This is a genomic window from Streptomyces sp. B21-105, from assembly GCF_036898465.1.
Classification (GTDB): domain Bacteria; phylum Actinomycetota; class Actinomycetes; order Streptomycetales; family Streptomycetaceae; genus Streptomyces.
In genome coordinates this window covers 3,274,352-3,293,055 of record NZ_JARUMJ010000001.1, presented here as the reverse complement: position 1 = coordinate 3,293,055, position 18,704 = coordinate 3,274,352, and the positions used below count along the sequence as shown (strand labels likewise).

The 18,704-nt window shown below is 74.1% G+C and carries 16 protein-coding genes; 13 read left to right on the top strand and 3 right to left on the bottom strand.

Going from position 1 to position 18,704, the window contains the following annotated elements; all coding sequences use genetic code 11:
* The first annotated feature begins 174 nt into the window (after positions 1 to 174).
* The 3 genes from QA802_RS14845 (at position 175) to hemW (ending at position 5,199) form a co-directional block, all read left to right on the top strand.
* Positions 175 to 2,268 carry a SpoIIE family protein phosphatase gene (locus QA802_RS14845; RefSeq protein WP_334522264.1) on the top strand — a complete coding sequence of 698 codons (2,094 nt, stop codon included), beginning with the start codon at positions 175 to 177 and terminating at the stop codon, positions 2,266 to 2,268.
* Between the two features lie 411 nt (positions 2,269 to 2,679).
* Positions 2,680 to 3,897, top strand: coding sequence for a Dyp-type peroxidase (locus tag QA802_RS14840; protein ID WP_334522261.1), 1,218 nt, complete (start codon positions 2,680 to 2,682; stop codon positions 3,895 to 3,897).
* 69 nt (positions 3,898 to 3,966) lie between these two features.
* Entirely contained in the window at positions 3,967 to 5,199 is a 1,233-nt protein-coding gene (hemW, locus tag QA802_RS14835) for a radical SAM family heme chaperone HemW (protein WP_334522258.1), read from the top strand.
* A 135-nt stretch (positions 5,200 to 5,334) separates the two neighbouring features.
* Here the strand turns inward: hemW and QA802_RS14830 are convergent, their stop codons facing one another.
* A complete protein-coding gene (locus QA802_RS14830; RefSeq protein WP_334522255.1) occupies positions 5,335 to 6,138 on the bottom strand; it encodes a DUF3097 domain-containing protein in 804 nt (267 codons plus the stop codon).
* A gap of 33 nt (positions 6,139 to 6,171) precedes the next feature.
* Positions 6,172 to 6,900: an MBL fold metallo-hydrolase gene (locus tag QA802_RS14825; RefSeq protein WP_334522252.1), complete on the bottom strand. Its 729-nt coding sequence runs from the start codon at positions 6,898 to 6,900 to the stop codon at positions 6,172 to 6,174.
* Positions 6,901 to 7,061: 161 nt separating this feature from the next.
* Here QA802_RS14825 and hrcA point away from each other — a divergent pair, with 161 nt between their 5' ends.
* The 5 genes from hrcA to QA802_RS14800 all read left to right on the top strand — a co-directional run bounded on the left by hrcA (position 7,062) and on the right by QA802_RS14800 (position 12,044).
* Entirely contained in the window at positions 7,062 to 8,078 is a 1,017-nt protein-coding gene (gene hrcA / locus QA802_RS14820) for a heat-inducible transcriptional repressor HrcA (RefSeq protein ID WP_306952350.1), read from the top strand.
* The gene (dnaJ, locus tag QA802_RS14815) at positions 8,079 to 9,215 is read left to right on the top strand and encodes a molecular chaperone DnaJ (RefSeq protein WP_319281708.1); all 1,137 of its coding nucleotides are present in this window, start codon (positions 8,079 to 8,081) and stop codon (positions 9,213 to 9,215) included.
* A 196-nt stretch (positions 9,216 to 9,411) separates the two neighbouring features.
* A complete protein-coding gene (locus QA802_RS14810; protein WP_334522246.1) occupies positions 9,412 to 10,548 on the top strand; it encodes a nitronate monooxygenase in 1,137 nt (378 codons plus the stop codon).
* Positions 10,545 to 11,303, top strand: coding sequence for a 16S rRNA (uracil(1498)-N(3))-methyltransferase (locus QA802_RS14805; RefSeq protein ID WP_319168456.1), 759 nt, complete (start codon positions 10,545 to 10,547; stop codon positions 11,301 to 11,303). The genes QA802_RS14810 and QA802_RS14805 overlap by 4 nt, the downstream gene beginning before the upstream one ends.
* 348 nt (positions 11,304 to 11,651) lie before the next feature.
* Positions 11,652 to 12,044, top strand: coding sequence for a VOC family protein (locus QA802_RS14800; protein ID WP_334522242.1), 393 nt, complete (start codon positions 11,652 to 11,654; stop codon positions 12,042 to 12,044).
* Here QA802_RS14800 and QA802_RS14795 read toward each other — a convergent pair.
* Positions 11,986 to 12,393, bottom strand: a complete 408-nt coding sequence (locus QA802_RS14795) for a hypothetical protein (RefSeq protein WP_334522239.1) — start codon at positions 12,391 to 12,393, stop codon at positions 11,986 to 11,988. The two genes, QA802_RS14800 and QA802_RS14795, sit on opposite strands and share 59 nt — an antisense overlap.
* 88 nt (positions 12,394 to 12,481) lie before the next feature.
* Here QA802_RS14795 and QA802_RS14790 point away from each other — a divergent pair, with 88 nt between their 5' ends.
* The 5 genes from QA802_RS14790 to QA802_RS14770 all read left to right on the top strand — a co-directional run bounded on the left by QA802_RS14790 (position 12,482) and on the right by QA802_RS14770 (position 18,672).
* Positions 12,482 to 12,991, top strand: a complete 510-nt coding sequence (locus QA802_RS14790) for a hypothetical protein (protein WP_334522237.1) — start codon at positions 12,482 to 12,484, stop codon at positions 12,989 to 12,991.
* A gap of 45 nt (positions 12,992 to 13,036) precedes the next feature.
* Positions 13,037 to 16,237, top strand: a complete 3,201-nt coding sequence (locus QA802_RS14785; protein WP_334522234.1) for a S41 family peptidase — start codon at positions 13,037 to 13,039, stop codon at positions 16,235 to 16,237.
* A gap of 123 nt (positions 16,238 to 16,360) precedes the next feature.
* On the top strand, positions 16,361 to 16,714 hold the full coding sequence (locus QA802_RS14780; protein ID WP_334522231.1) for a histidine triad nucleotide-binding protein: 354 nt from the start codon (positions 16,361 to 16,363) through the stop codon (positions 16,712 to 16,714).
* 6 nt (positions 16,715 to 16,720) lie between these two features.
* Positions 16,721 to 17,662 carry a ribonuclease Z gene (locus QA802_RS14775; protein WP_334522228.1) on the top strand — a complete coding sequence of 314 codons (942 nt, stop codon included), beginning with the start codon at positions 16,721 to 16,723 and terminating at the stop codon, positions 17,660 to 17,662.
* A gap of 20 nt (positions 17,663 to 17,682) precedes the next feature.
* Positions 17,683 to 18,672 carry an adenosine deaminase gene (locus tag QA802_RS14770; protein ID WP_334522225.1) on the top strand — a complete coding sequence of 330 codons (990 nt, stop codon included), beginning with the start codon at positions 17,683 to 17,685 and terminating at the stop codon, positions 18,670 to 18,672.
* The last annotated feature ends 32 nt before the right edge of the window (positions 18,673 to 18,704 follow it).

Sequence of the window (18,704 nt, the reverse complement as noted above, 5' to 3'; positions counted from 1 at the left end):
GCATCCGAATGTTCGGATGCCACCCCAACCGTGCGTCATCGTGCGTCAACGGGCACACGCATGCCCCCGCATAGCACGCTTCTCGCTCCGTGCGGCCCACTTCGGTGACCCAGCGCTCATGGACGGAACCGGTCTGTCACCCTGTGGGTATCCGTACCGTCCGGGGAGCAGCGCATGGGAGCCATTCCGACGCAACGGGAGACCCTCTCCCGGGCCGGCGGCGCGCCCGCGCGCGCGGGTGGGCTCCCGCACGCGCGCGCGATCCTGGCCGGCAGTTCCCTCGCGCCCGGCACCGCCCGAGACCTCATCCGCGTCGCACTGTCGGAGTGGGCCGCGACCGGCCTGCCCGGCGCCGTGAAGCTGCGCGAGCGCCTTGCCGAGGACGCGATACTCGTCGTCAGCGAGCTCGTCACGAATGCCGTGGTCCACGCCGGCACCGAGGTCGAGCTGGTGTGCCGGCTGGAGGCGGAGCCCGGCCCGCCCGACGGCGACCTCGCGGTCGTCGTCGAGGTCTGCGACCGGCACCCCTCCCGCACCCCGCGCGACCACGCCCCCGATCCGCCCCACGGCATGCCGGAGCACGGTCGTGGCCTGCGTCTGGTCGCCACGCTGGCGGACGCCTGGGGCGTCACGTACCGCAGGGGAGCGAAGACGGTCTGGGCGCGGCTGCTGCCGTCCGCCGAGACCATCGATTCCATCGAGTCCGCCGAGTCGGGCTTCGCCGGTGGCGGCGGGGCCACGGCCGCCGAGGGGCTGGGCCTGTCGGGCGACGGCGCGGGCCTCACCGGCGATGCGCGCGAGGCCGACGCCGAGTGCGACGACTGCCTCGGCCACGACCACGACCCCAGCCATGATCCCGGCAACGGATACGGCAACGGATGCGGCCACGACCCAGGCCATGCCGATTTCACCGGTCTCCTCGACGTCCTCGCGCCCGAACCCGAGCCGAACGGCCAAAACGGCGGGAACCGGCGGGGTGACCCGAACTGGCTGAACCGCGGAGCCCTCTCCTTCCTCGCCGAGGCGTCCGACCTGCTCGCCGGTCAGCTCGACGAGGACCTGGTCGCCGCGCTGACCGGCCAGCTGCTGGTACCGCGGCTCGCCGACTGGTGCGCGGTGTGGCTGGAGGACGAGGTCAGCGGCCGCGGCGACTGGGCCGGCGGGCCGGGGCCGCGGTTGGCCCGGGTCTGGCACAGCAGCGAGAACCGCATCGAGGAGCTGCGCCGCGCCCTGGAGAAGGACCCGCCGTGCCCGCCCGACGGCGGCCCCCGCTCGGGACCGGAGCCCTATCCCTGGCCTGCGACGGCGCTGGGTCCGCACGGCTCCTCGCTCGCCTACCGGCTGATCGCCGGCGGCCGGCCGCTGGGCACCCTGGTCCTCGGACGGGCCGGGCCGGGCGTCTTCCCCGACGAGGTCACCGGGCTCGTGGAGGATCTCGGCCGCCGGGTGGCGCTCGCCATCGGGGCGGCCCGTCAGTACGCCCGCCAGGCCACCATCAGCGCCGTTCTGCAGCGCGGGCTGCTGCCCGGCGCGGTCGCCCAGATCCCCGGCGTGTGCAGCGCCCTCGTCTACGAGCCGCGCGAGCAGGGCGGGCCGAGCGGCGACTTCTACGACCTGTTCCCGGCGGGCGACGGCCGCTGGTGCTTCGCCGTGGGGGACGTCCAGGGGAAGGGCCCGGAGGCGGCCGTCGTCATCGGCCTGGCGCGGCCCTGGCTGCGGCTGCTGGCCCGCGAGGGGTACGGCGTCCCTGATGTGCTGGACCGCCTCAACCAGCTCCTCCTCGACGACGCGACCGAGGCGGCCGACGCAGCAGCCCGCGCCTTCGTGGGCCCCGCCGGTCCCGCGGACGGCCCGCAGACCCGCTTCCTGTCGCTCCTGTACGGCGAACTGGCGCCCTTCGAGGGCGGCATCCGCTGCACGCTCGCCTCCGCCGGACACCCGCTGCCGCTGCTGCTCGGGCCGGACGGCGCGGTCGCCACCGCCGGCCGCCCGCAGACCCTTCTCGGGGTCGTCGAGGACGTCGTCTACACCTGCGACAGCCTGGAACTGCACCCCGGCGACAGCCTGCTGTGCGTTACCGACGGCGTGACGGAACGGCGCTCGGGACTGCGCCAGTTCGACGACGAGGACGGTCTCGCGACGGCGCTGGCGGGCTGCACGGGACTGGACGCGGAGCTGATCGCGGACCGGATCCGGCAGCTGGTGCATGAGTTCGGTGAGGAGCCGCCCGACGACGACCTCGCCCTGCTGGTGCTCCAGGCGCAGTAGCGAGCCGCTCGACGCCGGGCAGACGGGACTTCCGAAACAGGCCCTCGGATTGCCGGCGAGACGGCCGAAGGAGCCCGGGGCGGCGGCGAGGCGTGCCGGCGGCGGTCGGGTGTCGGTCGGCTGGTGGTCGGGGCTGCGGGTCGGCGGTCCCCGGGTCGGCCGGGGTGATGGTCGGCGCGATAAGTGGGCGGAGGGCTCGGCGGTCAGCGGCGAAGGAGCCGGTGCGGCGGCGAGGATGCCGCGGTCGGGTGTCGGTCGGCTGGTGGTCGGGGCGGCGGCGCTGCGGTCCCGGCGCCCTGGGGCGGGGGCGGCCCGGGGGGCGTGGCTGGTCGGAGTGGGGCCGCGAAGGGCGTGAGCCGGGCGGCGAGGGACGCGGGCCGGGCGCGCTCCGCGCATGTATGGTCCCGTTTTGTGCCGAAGGCGAAGAAAGCCGCAGATGACACGCCAACCCGCCGACGCGTCCTGCTCGCCGGCGCCGGGATCGGGCTGACCGCGACCGCCGCGACCGCATGCACCCGCGAGGCCGATGCGCCGGCGGGCGCGCCCGGGCCCGGGGCCCACGCGGCGCGCCGCCGCCAGGCCGGGGTGACGACCCCGCGACAGGCCACCGCGCTGATCCTCGCGTACGACCTCGATCCCGCCCTGCGCGGTACGGCGGGCGCACGGGAGCTGAAGGAGGTGCTCGGGAGGTGGACCCGCGCCCTTGAGGGGCTCCAGGGGCCCGAGGAACCCCAGGAACCCCAGGAACCCCAGGAACCCCGGGAGATCGGCCCGGAGGGCAGGGAGGCCGGGGAGGGCAGGGAGGCCGGCGGTGGCCGCGGGGCCCGTCTCACCGTCACGCTCGGCATCGGCCCCGGGCTGCCCGACCGCCTCGGCCTGCGCGTCCCCGACGCCCTGCGCGACCTGCCCGCGTTCCCCGGCGACCGGCTCGACCCCGCCCGCTGTGGCGGCGACGTGCTGGTGCAACTGTGCGCCGACTCGTCCGACGCCACCGAGGCGACCGCGGCCACCCTGACCCGGCTGGCGGGGGACGCGCTGAGCCCGCGCTGGCGTCAGGCGGGCTTCCTGCCGCCCTCCCCGGACGGCGGCGGCACCCCGCGCGACCTGCTCGGATTCAAGAACGGCAGCGCCAACCCCACCGCCGAGGAATGCGAGCGCTGGGTGTGGTCGGGCGACGCGACCTACCTCGTCGTGCGACGCGTCCACCTGCGGGTCGAGGACTTCGCGCGGCTGGCCGTGCACCGTCAGGAGGAGATCGTCGGCCGCCGCCGCGCGACCGGCGCCCCGCTCGACGGAGGATCGGAGCACGACGACGTCGACCCGCTCGCCAAGGACGCTCAGGGCCGGCACACCACGCCGCCGCGTTCCCACGTGCGCGTCGCGAGCCCGCGCCTCGACGACGGCGCCCGGATGCTGCGCCGCAGCTACTCCTACGCGGACGGCCCCACCGACCAGGGCCTGCTGTTCCTCGCCTTCATGCGGGATCCGGCGCTGTTCGCCCGGGTCCAGCGCCGGATGGCCGCACAGGACGACCTGTCCGCGTTCACCCAGACGCGGGGCTCGGCGGTGGCGTACGTCCTGCCGGGCGCCGGTCCGGGACGTCCGCTGGGGGCGGAACTGCTGGGCTGAGGCGGCCCGGCCGCAGTCCTGGACCCGTGCCGACGAGGATCGCCGCGGGCGTGCGGGACAATGGGCCGTATGCCTTCCGCACTCCCCGACGGTGAGCCGGTTCCCGGCGACGGCGCGCTCCCGGCGTCCGCGCTCGCCGGCGCCGCCGACCGCCCCCTCGGGTTCTACCTGCACGTTCCGTACTGCGCGACCCGCTGCGGGTACTGCGACTTCAACACCTACACCGCGACCGAGCTGCGCGGCACCGGCGGGGTCCTCGCCTCCCGCGACAACTACGCCGACACCGTGATCGACGAGATCCGGCTGGCCCGCAAGGTCCTCGGCGACGACCCGCGCGAGGTCCGCACGGTCTTCGTCGGCGGCGGCACACCGACCCTGCTGGCCGCGTCCGACCTGGTGCGGATGCTGGGCGCGATCCGCGACGAGTTCGGCCTCGCGGCGGACGCCGAGGTGACGACGGAGGCCAACCCGGAGTCCGTCGACCCCGCCTATCTGACGGCGCTGCGCGAGGGCGGCTTCAACCGGGTCTCGTTCGGCATGCAGAGCGCGCGGCAGCACGTGCTGAAGGTGCTGGACCGCACGCACACGCCGGGCAGGCCCGAGCGGTGTGTGGCGGAGGCGCGGGCGGCGGGCTTCGACCACGTCAACCTGGACCTGATCTACGGCACTCCGGGCGAGTCGGACGAGGACTGGCGGGCCTCGCTGGGGGCGGCCCTGGGCGCCGGACCCGACCATGTCAGCGCGTACGCCCTGATCGTCGAGGAGGGCACCCAGCTGGCCCGGAGGATCCGCCGCGGCGAGGTCCCGATGACCGACGACGACGTGCACGCCGACCGCTATCTGATCGCGGACGAGGTGATGTCGGCGGCGGGCTTCGACTGGTACGAGGTCTCCAACTGGGCCACGTCGAGGGCGGCCCGCTGCCTGCACAACGAGCTGTACTGGCGCGGCGCCGACTGGTGGGGCGCGGGGCCGGGCGCGCACTCGCACGTCGGCGGGGTGCGCTGGTGGAACGTCAAGCATCCGGGGGCGTACGCGGCGGCGCTGGCGGGCGGGCGCTCGCCCGGCGCGGGACGTGAGCTGCTGTCGGACGAGGACCGCCGCGTGGAGCGGATCCTGCTGGAGCTGCGGCTGAAGGAGGGCATTCCGCTGGCGCTGCTGCGGGAGGCGGGGCTCGCGGCCGCGGTCCGGGCGCTCGCGGAAGGACTGCTGCGGCAGGGGGCCTACGACGAGGGCCGGGCGGCGCTGACCCTGCAGGGCCGGTTGCTGGCGGACGCGGTGGTGCGGGACCTGGTGGACTGAGGGGTCGAACCCCCGCGACAGCGGGGAGCACGACCTGCTCGGCCGCGTGGACGAACTGATCGACGGATCACCTCCGCGCGGGCGGAGAGCAGTCCACCGGTCCCGGTGAAGCAACGGCTCGGCATGCGTCAGGGCTCAGGGCACGGTCACGTGGTCGATGAGACGCTCGACACATCCCAACAGTTCCGGTTCCAGGTCCCGGTAGGACTCCACCCGCTTCAGGAGCGCCTGCCACACCGCCCCGGTGTTCTCCGACGGCCAGCCCAGCGCCCGGCACACGCCCGTCTTCCAGTCCTGGCCGTGCGGGACCCGCGGCCACCCCGCGATCCCCAGGGACGCCGGTTTCACGGCCTCCCAGATGTCGATGTACGGATGTCCGACGACCAGGGCGTGCTCGCTGGTCACCGACTGCGCGATGCGCCACTCCTTCGTTCCCGGCACCAGGTGGTCCACCAGGACGCCCAGCTTCGCGTCCGGGCCGGGACCGAACTCGGCGACGATCGACGGCAGGTCGTCCACCCCCTCCAGGTACTCCACGACCACGCCCTCGACGCGCAGGTCGTCGCCCCACACCTTCTCGACCAGCTCGGCGTCGTGCCGGCCCTCGACGTAGATACGGCCGGCGCGGGCGACCCGGGCGCGGGCGCCGGGGACGGCGACCGAACCGGAGGCGGTACGGGTGGGACGTACCGGTCCAAAAGGCGGTCTGACGAGGGTCACAACCCTGCCCTCCAGCAGGAAGCCGCGCGGCTCCAGCGGGAACACCCGGTGCTTGCCGAAGCGGTCCTCCAGGGTCACCGTGCCCGCCTCGCAGCGGATCACCGCGCCGCAGAAGCCGGTGCCGGGCTCCTCCACCACCAGGCCGGGCTCCGCCGCGACCTCGGGAACCGGCGCCGGCTTCTTCCAGGGAGGGGTCAGGTCGGCGGAGTACTGGCGCATTCTGATGACGATAGGAGAATCCCGGCTGCGGGCTTACGGCGACACGCCGAACCGCGCCGCGAGCGCGTCCCGCTGCGCCCGCACGAACGCCGCGTCCACCACGGCCCCGTGACCGGGCACGTACCGCGCGTCCTCGCCGCCGAGGTCGAGGAGCCGGTCGAGGGCGGCGGGCCAGCGCGACGGAACGGCGTCCGGGCCGGCCTGCGGGTCGCCGGACTCCTCGACCAGGTCGCCGCAGAAGACCGTCTCGGGCTCGCCGGGCGCCGCACCCGGGACGAGGACCACCAGGTCGTGGGAGGAGTGTGCGGGGCCCAGGTTCGCCAGCAGGACCTGCCGGCCGGCGCCCAGGTCGAGCGTCCACTCCCCGGAGACGAAATGCCGGGGCCGGACGAGCGTGTCCGCGGCCTCCGTCGCCACCGCCTCGTCGACGCCCTGCCGGACCGCGTCCTCCCTCAGTTCGTCGGCCCGCACGGAGTCGATGCCCACCGCCCCGAACACCTCCGCGCCGGCGAACGCCGCCGCACCCAGCACATGGTCGAAATGGGGGTGCGTGAGCGCGAGATGAGTCACACGCCCGCCGGCGAGCGCCTCACTCTGCGCCCGCAGCAGCGACCCCTCCGCCAGGGTCGATCCGGCGTCGATCACGAGCGCCGCGCCCGCCCCGACGACCAGCCCCACCGTGCAGTCCCAGCCCGGCAGCCGGCACCGGCCCACTCCGGCCGCGACCCGCTCCCATCCCAGCTCTTCCCAAGTCATTGTCATCCCGCGACGCTAACCGCACGGCATCCATGCCGGGCACGACCTTGCCCCGGGTGTACCCCACAGCCGTACACTGGCCGGGGAACGCTGGCACTCGCATGTGAAGAGTGCCAAACGCGAGGGCCCAGGGGACTGGGGGACGAAATTCTGGAGGTGTGCGCGCGATGCTGAGTGAACGCAGGCTCCAGGTGCTGCGCGCCATCGTCCAGGACTACGTCGGCACCGAGGAGCCCGTGGGCTCCAAGGCGCTCACCGAGCGGCACAACCTCGGCGTCTCCCCGGCGACGGTCCGCAACGACATGGCCGCCCTGGAGGACGAGGGGTACATCGCCCAGCCGCACACCAGCGCCGGGCGCATCCCCACGGACAAGGGCTACCGGCTCTTCGTCGACAAACTGGCCGGCGTCAAGCCGATGACCGGCCCCGAGCGGCGCGCCATCCAGAACTTCCTGGACGGCGCGGTCGACCTCGACGACGTCGTGGCGCGGACGGTACGGCTGCTCGCGCAGCTCACCCGGCAGGTCGCCGTCGTGCAGTACCCGTCGCTGACCCGTTCGACCGTGCGGCACGTGGAGCTCCTCTCGCTCGCGCCCGCCCGCCTGATGCTGGTGCTGATCACGGACACCGGTCGGGTCGAGCAGCGGCTGGTGGACTGCCCGGCGCCGTTCGGGGAGTCCTCGCTGGCGGATCTGCGCGCGCGGCTCAACAGCCGCGTGGCCGGCCGCCGGTTCTCGGACGTGCCGCGGCTGGTGGAGGATCTGCCGGAGGCCTTCGAGGCCGAGGACCGCGGCACCGTCACGACGGTGCTCTCCACCCTGCTGGAGACGCTCGTCGAAGAGAACGAGGAGCGGCTGATGATCGGCGGAACCGCCAATCTCACCCGCTTCGGACATGACTTTCCCCTCACCATCCGGCCCGTCCTGGAGGCCCTCGAGGAGCAGGTCGTGCTCCTCAAGCTCCTTGGCGAGGCGGGGGATTCGGGCATGACCGTACGCATCGGTCACGAGAACGCCTATGAGGGGCTCAACTCCACTTCGGTGGTGTCGGTCGGCTACGGTTCGGGCGGCGAGGCAGTCGCCAAACTCGGCGTGGTCGGACCGACCCGCATGGATTACCCGGGAACGATGGGAGCGGTACGAGCGGTGGCACGGTACGTCGGACAGATCCTGGCGGAGTCGTAAGTGGCCACGGACTACTACGCCGTCCTCGGCGTGCGCCGCGACGCGTCGCAGGAAGAGATCAAGAAGGCCTTCCGGAGGCTCGCGCGCGAGCTGCACCCGGACGTCAACCCGGACCCGAAGACCCAGGAGCGGTTCAAGGAGATCAACGCCGCCTACGAGGTGTTGTCGGACCCGCAGAAGAAGCAGGTCTACGACCTCGGCGGCGACCCGCTGTCCCAGGCGGGCGGCGGTGGCGCCGGCGGCTTCGGGGCGGGTGGCTTCGGCAACTTCTCCGACATCATGGACGCGTTCTTCGGCACGGCGTCGCAGCGCGGGCCGCGCTCGCGCACCCGGCGCGGCCAGGACGCGATGATCCGGCTGGAGATCGACCTCGAGGAGGCCGCCTTCGGCACCACGAAGGACCTCCAGGTCGACACGGCGATCGTCTGCACGACGTGCAGCGGCGAGGGCGCCGCCCCCGGCACCAGCGCCCAGACGTGCGACATGTGCCGCGGCCGCGGCGAGGTGTCGCAGGTGACCCGGTCCTTCCTGGGCCAGGTCATGACCTCGCGGCCGTGTCCGCAGTGCCAGGGCTTCGGCACCGTCGTGCCGACCCCGTGCCCGGAGTGCGCCGGCGACGGCCGGGTCCGTTCCCGTCGCACGCTGACGGTGAAGATCCCGGCCGGCGTCGACAACGGCACCCGCATCCAGCTCGCGGGCGAGGGCGAGGTCGGCCCCGGCGGCGGCCCCGCCGGCGACCTGTACGTGGAGATCCACGAACTGCCGCACGCGCAGTTCCAGCGGCGCGGCGACGACCTGCACTGCACGGTGACCCTGCCGATGACGGCGGCGGCCCTGGGCACGAAGGTGCCGCTGGAGACGCTGGACGGCCTGGAGGAGGTCGACATCCGGCCCGGCACCCAGTCCGGTCAGTCGATCCCCCTGCACTCCCGGGGCGTCACGCATCTGCGCGGCGGCGGGCGCGGCGACCTCATCGTGCACGTCGAGGTGCAGACGCCGACGAAGCTGGATCCCGAGCAGGAGCGGCTGTTGCGGGAGCTGGCGAAGCTGCGGGGCGAGGAGCGGCCCACGGGGCAGTTCCAGCCCGGGCAGCAGGGGCTGTTCTCACGGCTGAAGGACGCCTTCAACGGGCGGTGACGGGTGGGGGTGCGGCGGGCTGTTTCCGCCCCCGCCGCCCCTTCCCTTTCCCGTCCCCGGGGGCCGCGCCCCCGGACCCCCGCTTTCGGCCCCGAAAGGGCCTCGTCCTCAAGCGCCGGACGGGCTGACGGTGACACCGGATGCCAGGGGGAAGGGTTGATTCGGACTTGTTCGGAGGACGTGACAACATGCCGTCATGTCCTCCGCGCTGACCGATCTCTTCCCACACCCGATCGTGCAGGCCCCCATGGCGGGCGGTGTCTCCCTCCCGCAGCTCGCGGCCGCCGTGTCCGAGGCGGGCGGCCTCGGTTTCCTCGCGGCCGGGTACAAGACGGCCGACGGCGTGTACCAGGACATCAAGCAGCTGCGGAGCCTCACCGGCCGCCCCTTCGGCGTCAACCTGCTCATGCCGCAGCCCGAGTACCCCGGTGCGAGCACCGGCTCCACCGGAGCGGCTGTCGCCGCGCCCCCCGCTGCCGGCGCCGTCGACGTCTACGCCCACCAGCTGGCCGGTGAGGTTGTCTGGTACGACACGGAGCTCGGCGATCCGGACAGCGGCCGCGACGACGGGTACGACCCCAAACTCGCGGTGCTGCTGGACAACCCGGTGCCGGTCGTGTCCTTCCACTTCGGCGTCCCGAGCGGCGAGACCCTGGAGGCGCTGCGCCGCGCGGGAACGTTCACGCTGGTCACGGCGACCACCACCGAGGAGGCCCTCGCGGTGGAGCGGGCCGGGGCGGACGCGGTCGTCGTGCAGGGCGTGGAGGCCGGCGGACACCAGGGCAGCCACCGGGACAACCCCGAGAACGACGGCTGCGGCATCGGTCTGCTCTCCCTGGTCGCCCAGGTCCGGGAGTCCGTGAGCCTGCCGATCGTCGCCGCCGGCGGCATCATGCGCGGCAGCCAGATCGCCGCGGTCCTCGCGGCGGGCGCGAGCGCGGCCCAGCTGGGCACCGCGTTCCTCGCCACACCCGAGTCCGGCGCGCACGCCGTGCACAAGCAGGCACTGACCAACCCCCTGTTCGTGCGCACCGAGCTGACCCGCGCCTTCTCCGGCCGCCCGGCCCGCGGCCTGGTCAACCGCTTCCTGCGCGAGCACGGCCCGTACGCGCCCGCCGCCTACCCGGAGGTGCACCACCTCACCGTGCCGCTGCGCAAGGCGGCGGCCAAGGCGGGGGACGCCCAGGGGATGGCGCTGTGGGCGGGGCAGGGCCACCGGATGGCCCGCGAACTGCCCGCCGGCCGACTGGTGGAGGTACTGATGTCCGAACTCGCCGCGGCGCGGACAGCGTTGTCACAGGGCTTCGCACCCGGCGAGGGCGGTGCCCGATGACCGCCCCCGTCTTCGTCGTCGACGAACTCCCGCACGAACTCCCGCACGGCCGGACGGAGTTCGTGCTGGACGGGCCGGAAGGCCGGCACGCCGTCTCGGTGAAGCGGCTGCGGGCCGGAGAGGACGTCGTCCTCACCGACGGCGCCGGACGCTGGGCGCAGGCCGAGGTCGTCGCCGCCGAGGGCAAGGACCGGCTGGTCGTGCGGCTGGGCGAGACGGTCGAGGAGCCCGTCGAGACGCCCCGGATCACCGTCGTACAGGCCCTGCCCAAGGGCGACCGGGGCGAGCTGGCCGTCGAGACGATGACCGAGACCGGCGTCGACGCGATCGTGCCGTGGGCGGCCGCGCGCTGCGTCACCCAGTGGAAGGGCGAGCGCGGCGCCAAGGCGCTCGCCAAGTGGCGGGCCACCGCCCGCGAGGCCGGCAAGCAGTCCCGCCGGGTCCGCTTCCCCGAGGTCGCGGAGGCGTCGACCGCCCGCCAGGTGGCCGCACTGCTCGCCCGGGCCGACTTCGCCGCCGTCCTGCACGAGGACCGCGACTACGGCAGCGAGCCGCTGGCCGCCGCCGAACTCCCCGCCGAGGGCGAGATCGTGCTCGTCGTGGGTCCCGAGGGGGGCGTGTCGCCGGAGGAGCTGGCGCTGTTCGAGGAGGCGGGCGCGAAGGCGTACCGGCTGGGCCGGAGCGTGCTGCGCACCTCGACCGCCGGCACGGCGGCCGCGGCCCTCGTCCTCGGCCGCACCGGCCGCTGGTCCTGACGGCCCGCGCATGCCGCCGCCCGCCCGCCATGTCGGTTGCCCGCCTGCATGCCGGTCGGCTGTCCGCCTGCTCGCCTGTCCGCCTGCTCGCCCCGTCCGGCTGTTGGCGGCCTGCCCGTGTGCTGCGCCGTCCGGCCCGCCGCAGTCCGTTTGTCGGCAGTGGCGTCTGGTTCGGTGTGGGCCCGCATGTCCGTCTGCTCGCCCCGCCCGCATGCCGTCTGCCCGTCCGGCTGTCGGTTGTCGGCCGCCCGTTCGCTCCGCCGTTCGCCGCCCGTCTTCCGCTCGCCCGCTCGTGCGGCGGCCCGGCCGGTCGGCGGTCGCTTGTTCGCCCGTCCTTCGGAGGTCCATGTGGAACTTGTCCAAGTCAGGCTGCTGGTCTCGGACTTCGCGCTCTGTTACCGGTTCTATGCCGACGTTCTCGGGTTGAAGCCGCAGTCGGGGGCGGAGCAGGGGCCGTACGAGAAGTTCAGCCCCGCCACCGGGTCGGCGGGCATCGCGATCCAGGACCGCGCGATGATGGCGGAGGTGCTCGGTGAGCTGGGCGACGCGGCGAACGGGCACCGCTCTCTGGTGGTGCTGCGCGTCGACGACCTGGACGCCTACTGCGCGGGCGTCACCGCTCGCGGCGCCGCACTGATCCACGGCCCCGCCCCGATGACCGACCGGATGCGCGTCGCCCACCTCAAGGACCCGGAGGGGAACCTGGTGGAGCTTCAGGAGTGGCTCCTGCTGCGCGGCTGAGCGCGACGGCGGTGAACAGCTCCCAGCCGTCCAGCTCCCCGTCCAACCCCCCGTCCGGCGGCAGCAGTCCGCGCCGGACGGCCTCGTCGACGAAGGCGCGCACCACTCCGGGTTCGTGGAGGTTGAGGTGATGGCGGCGATCGCCCACCCCGCCGCTGTGCGCCCCGTATCCGCCGCCGCCCGAGTACCGGCCCTCGCCGTCCCGGAAGACGATGCGGGTGCGCAGGCCGTCCCGGTGCAGAGTGAGGATCTCCCGGCACGGCTGTCCGTCGCCGTGCCGGTGCCGGACCGTCCACCCGTAGACGGTCGTCTCGTCCACGACGAGGGTTCTGTGCCGCCGGCCGCTCATGGGCCCACGGTAGAACACGGTGGAACGCCGTGGAACGTGACCGCATACGGGCTACCGCACCGTGCGCCCGAGTGGCACGCTGCCGTCCATGGGGGCATTGAGGCGTATTCGGCTGGTTCCGGTGACGGCGGTCGCGGTCGCGGCGATCGGTGTCGTGGGGTGCGAGCCGGGCGGGTTGAGCACCATGTCGGTGGCGCACACCACCGACGTGGCCGTGACGGCCGAGATCCAGCGGCGGGACGTGGACGTGCGTTGGCTGACCTGCACGGCTCACTACGAGGACGAGAAGAAGGCGGGCGCCGTCGCCGCCGTCGACTGCCGGGGCAAGACCGCCGACGGACGCGACATCACCGTCAAGGGGCAGGTCGCGCGGGCGGTCGACGGGGCCTGCGTACGGGGGGATCTCACCGCGGCCGTCGGCCGGAAGCAGCTGTTCCGGGTCAGCGGGCTCGGCGACTGCGGGTCCGCGACGCCGTCGCCGGTCAAGCCGTCCGGCAGCGCCGCCCCCGGCGCCCGGCCGACCGTCACCGTGACGGTCACCGTCACCGAGACCGTCCGCACGGGCGGCGGGAGCGGCGGGAGCGGTACGGGGAAGTGACGTAAACCCCTGACCAGCGGGCCCATCGATGCATACAGTGATCCGGTGACCCAGTCCGCGACGCCTGCCGCATATCTCCGATTCCCGCACCTGCACGGCGAATTGGCCGCCTTCGTCGCCGAGGACGACGTGTGGCTCGCCCCCCTCGACGGCGGCCGCGCCTGGCGGGTCAGCTCCGACAACATGCCGGTCTCCTCGCCGCGCATCTCGCCAGACGGCGCCACCGTCGCCTGGACGTCCACCCGTGACGGCGCGCCCGAGGTGCACATCGCCTCCGTCGACGGCGGACCCTCGACCCGGCTGACGTACTGGGGCAACGCCCAGACCCGGGTGCGCGGTTGGACCCCGGACGGCCGGGTCCTCGCCGTCAGCACCTACGACCAGGCGACCCTGCGCCGCAGCTGGGCCCGCGCCGTCCCCGTCGACGGCGGACCGGCGACGACCCTGCCGTACGGGCCGGTCGGCACGGTCGCCCACGGCCCGCACACCGTGCTGCTGTCCGCGCCGATGGGCCGCGAGGCCGCCCACTGGAAGCGCTACCGGGGCGGCACCGCGGGCAAGCTGTGGATCGACCGGGAGGGCGACGGGGAGTTCGTCCGGCTGCACGAGGAGCTGGACGGCAACATCGAGTGCCCGGTGTGGGCCGGGGACCGCATCGCGTTCCTCTCCGACCACGAGGGCACGGGCGCCCTGTACTCCTCCCTCGCCGACGGCTCCGACCTGCGTCGGCACACGCCCCTCGACGGCCTCTACGCACGTCAGGCCGCCGGCGACGGCACCCGCATCGTGTACATGTCCGCGGGCGAGCTGTGGCTGCTCGACGACCTCGACGGCGCCGAACCGCGCCGCCTCGACGTCCGGCTCGGCGGCCAGCGCACCGACCGCCGTCCCTACCCCGTCGCTGCCTCCCGCTGGCTGGGCGGAGCCGCGCCCGACCACACCGCGCGCGGCAGCGCCGTCGAGGTGCGCGGCGCCGTCCACTGGGTCACCCACCGCTCCGGGCCCGCCCGGGCGCTCGCCGCCGAACCCGGCGTGCGCGCCCGGCTGCCGCGCACCTTCCGCACGGAGGGGGAGGAGTGGGCGGTGTGGGTGACCGACGCCGAGGGCGAGGACGCGCTGGAGTTCGCCCCGGCGACCGGCCCCGCCCCGGGCGCCACCCCGCGCCGGCTCGCCGCCGGACGGCTCGGCCGGGTCCTCGAGCTCGCCATGGCGCCCGACGGCAGCCGGGCCGCCGTCGCCGCGCACGACGGACGGCTGCTGCTCGTCGAGCGGGAGACCGGGGAGGTCCGCGAGGTCGACAGCAGCCCCGACGGCGAGGTGTCCGACCTGGTCTTCTCACCGGACTCGGCCTGGCTCGCCTGGTCGCACCCCGGCCCGCGCCCGCTCAGCCAGCTCAAGCTCGCCAATGTCACCGACCTGTCGGTCACCGAGGCGACGCCGCTGCGCTTCCGCGACTACGCGCCGGCCTTCACCCTCGACGGCAAGCACCTCGCGTTCCTCTCCACGCGCGCCTTCGACCCGGTCTACGACGAGCACGTCTTCGACCTCTCCTTCGTGGCCGGCGCCCGCCCGCACCTCATCACGCTCGCGGCGACCACCCCCTCGCCGTTCGGGCCGCAGCGGCACGGCAAGCCGTTCGAGGCGCCCGACAAGGAGGAGACGCCCGACAGCGAGGGCACCCCCACCACCCGTATCGACCTCGAGGGCCTCGCCGACCGGATAGTGCCCTTCCCGGTCGAGGCGGGCCGCTACTCCGGGCTCGCCGCGGCGAAGGACGGCGTGCTGTGGCTGCGGCATCCCGTGCACGGCGTCCTCGGCGCATCCCGCGCCAACCCCGACGACCCCGGCCCGGACACCGAGCTGGAGCGCTACGACCTCGTCCACCTGCGCATCGAGCACCTCGCGGGCGACGCCGACCGCTTCGAGGTCAGCGGCGACGGCAAGCGGCTGCTGTTGTGGACCGACGGCAAGCTCAAGGTCGTCCCCAGCGACCGGCGCGCCTCCGGCGACGAGGACAGCGACAGCAACGTCACCGTCGACCTCGGCCGGATCCGCCGCGTCGTGGACCCGTCCGCCGAGTGGCGGCAGATGTACGACGAGACCGGCCGGATCATGCGGGACAACTTCTGGCGGCCCGACCTCGGCGGCGTCGACTGGGACGGCGTCCTCGACCGCTACCGCCCCGTGCTGGAGCGGGTCGCGACCCACGACGACCTCGTCGACCTGCTGTGGGAGGTGCACGGCGAGCTCGGCACCTCGCACGCCTACGTCTCCCCGCGCGGCGGCCACGGCGGCGGGGCCCGGCAGGGCCTGCTCGGCGCGGACATCTCCCGCCACGCGGACGGCAGTTGGCGCATCGACCGGGTGCTGCCCTCGGAGACCTCCGACCCCGACGCCCGCTCCCCGCTCGCCGCGCCCGGCGTCGCGGTGCGCGCCGGGGATGCGATCGTCGCCGTCGGCGGGCAGCCGGTGGACCCGGTCACCGGGCCCGGGCCGCTGCTGATCGGCACGGCCGGCAAGGTCGTCGAGCTGACGATCTCGCCGTCCGGCGGGGGTGAGCCGCGGCACGCCGTCGTCGTCCCCGTCGCCGACGAGGAGGCGCTGCGCTACCACGCGTGGGTCGCCGACCGGCGGGCGTACGTGCACGAGGCCTCCGGCGGCCGGCTGGGCTACCTGCACGTGCCCGACATGCAGGCGCCCGGCTGGGCGCAGATCCACCGCGACCTGCGGGTCGAGGTGGCCCGGGAGGGGCTGATCGTGGACGTCCGGGAGAACCGGGGCGGCCACACCTCCCAGCTGGTCGTCGAGAAGCTCGCCCGGCGCATCGTCGGCTGGGACCTGCCGCGCGGCATGCGCGCGTCCAGCTATCCGGAGGACGCGCCGCGGGGGCCGGTCGTCGCCGTCGCCAACGAGTTCTCCGGGTCGGACGGGGACATCGTCAACGCGGCGATCAAGGCGCTCGGCATCGGGCCGGTGGTGGGGACGCGCACCTGGGGCGGGACGATCGGGATCGACAGCCGCTACCGGCTCGTCGACGGGACGCTCGTCACCCAGCCCAAGTACGCCTTCTGGCTGGAGGGTTACGGGTGGGGCGTGGAGAACCACGGCGTCGACCCCGACGTCGAGGTGGTGTGCGCCCCGCAGGACTACGCGGCCGCCCGTGACGTCCAGCTCGACGCTGCGGTGGCGTCGGCCCTGGCCTCGCTGGAATCCACCCCGGCGAAGACACCGCCCGTCCTGCCCTGACCGGGGCAGCCGCCCGTACCGCCCTGACCGGGACCGCGACCCGCGCCGCCCGCACGGGCCGGTGCGACGCGGTCCCCCGCTACCATGCCCCCGTACTGATCAACCGGCTGAGGAGGAACCCGCATGGCAGGGGAAGCGCAGGACGACTGTCTGTTCTGCAAGATCGTCGCGGGGACCATTCCGGCGACGATCGTGCGGGAGACCGAAACGACCGTCGCCTTCCGGGACATCAACCCCCAGGCGCCCACCCACGTCCTGGTGATCCCGAAGGCGCACCACGAGAACGCCGCCGCCCTCGCGGCCGCCGACCCGGCCCTCACCGCCGACCTCCTGCGCGAGGCCCAGGCCGTGGCCGACGAGGACAAGCTGGACAGCTACCGCGTCGTCTTCAACACCGGCGCGGGCGCCGGCCAGACCGTGTTCCACGCGCACGCGCACGTCCTCGGCGGCCGCGGTCTGCACTGGCCCCCCGGCTAGGCCGCCGTGTCCGTACGCGAACTGGTGGTCCTCGGCACCGCCAGCCAGGTCCCCACCCGGCACCGCAACCACAACGGATACCTCCTGCGCTGGGACGGCGAGGGACTCCTCTTCGACCCGGGCGAGGGCACCCAGCGCCAGATGCTGCGCGCCGGGGTCGCCGCGCACGACATCCACCGGATCTGCGTCACCCACTTCCACGGCGACCACTCCCTGGGCCTCGCCGGCGTCATCCAGCGCATCAACCTGGACCAGGTGCCGCATCCGGTCACCGCCCACTACCCGCGCTCCGGGCAGCGGTTCTTCGAGCGGCTGCGCTACTCCACCGCCTACCGCGAGACCGTCGGCATCACCGAGGCGCCGGTCGACACGGACGGGCCGCTCGCCACCGCCGCCTCCTACCGGCTGGAGACCGCCAGGCTGTCGCACCCGGTGGAGTCCTACGGCTACCGCCTCGTCGAACCCGACGGCCGCCGCATGCTGCCCGAACGGCTCGCCGCGCACGGCATCGGCGGACCCGACGTCGGCCGTCTCCAGCGCGACGGCTCGCTCGGCGGGGTCTCGCTCGACGACGTCAGCGAGGTCCGCCGCGGACAGCGGTTCGCGTTCGTGATGGACACCCGGCTGTGCGACGGCGTGCACGCCCTCGCCGAGGGCGCCGACCTGCTCGTCATCGAGTCGACCTTCCTCGACGAGGACGAGCGGCTCGCCGTGGACCACGGTCATCTGACCGCCGGTCAGGCCGCCCGGGTCGCCCGGGACGCCGGGGTACGGCATCTGGTCCTCACCCACTTCAGCCAGCGCTACGCCGAGCGTGGGGGCACCTCCCGCTCGAGCGGAGCCGAGAGTGGGGGAGAGTTCGAGCGGCAGGCGCGCGCCGCCGGGTTCGACGGCGAGCTGACCGTCGCCCACGACCTCCAGCGGGTCCCGGTTCCGAAACGGCGCTGAAACGGCCGTACGATGCTTTGATGCCCCTCCCCAAAGCCGAACTGCACCTGCACATCGAAGGAACCCTGGAGCCGGAGCTGGCGTTCGCGCTGGCCGCCCGCAACGGGATCGCGCTGCCCTACGCCGACACCGACGAGCTCCGCGAGGCGTACCGGTTCGAGGACCTGCAGTCCTTCCTGAACCTGTACTACGAGCTCATGACGGTCCTGCGCACCGAGCGGGACTTCGAGGACCTCGCCGAGGCCTACCTCGCCCGGGCGGCCGCGCAGGGCGTGCGGCACGCGGAGATCTTCTTCGACCCGCAGGCGCACCTCGCCCGCGGGGTCGACATGGCCACCGTGGTGGAGGGCCTGTGGCGGGCGCTGGGCCGCAGCGAGGCCCGGCACGGCATCTCCACCCGGCTGATCCTCTGCTTCCTGCGCGACGAGTCCGCCGAGTCGGCCCTGGCGACGCTGGATGCGGCCAAGCCGCACCTCGACCGGATCACCGGCGTCGGACTGGACTCCGCCGAGGTCGGGCACCCGCCGGTGAAGTTCCGTGAGGTCTACGAGGCCGCCGCCGCGCTCGGGCTGCGGCGGGTCGCGCACGCCGGTGAGGAGGGCCCGCCGGAGTACATCACGCAGGCCCTCGACGTCCTCGGCGTCGAGCGCGTCGATCACGGGCTGCGCTGCATGGAGGACCCGGCGCTGGTGGAGCGGCTGGTGCGGGAGCGGATCCCGCTGACGCTGTGCCCGCTGTCCAACGTACGGCTGCGGACCGTCGACGTGCTGGCGGAGCACCCGCTGCCAGCCATGCTCGACGCCGGGCTGCTGTGCACGGTCAACTCCGACGACCCCGCCTACTTCGGCGGCTACGCCGGCGACAACTTCGACGCCGTGCGCACCGCCCTGGGCCTGGACGAGGAGCGGCTGCGCGAGCTGGCCCGCAACTCCTTCGTCGCCTCGTTCCTGGAGGACGACGAGGAGCGGCGGGCACGCTACCTCGCCGAGGTGGACGCCTACGTCTTCTGATCCGGTGTGCCGGGGACGGCGGAGCGGCAGCC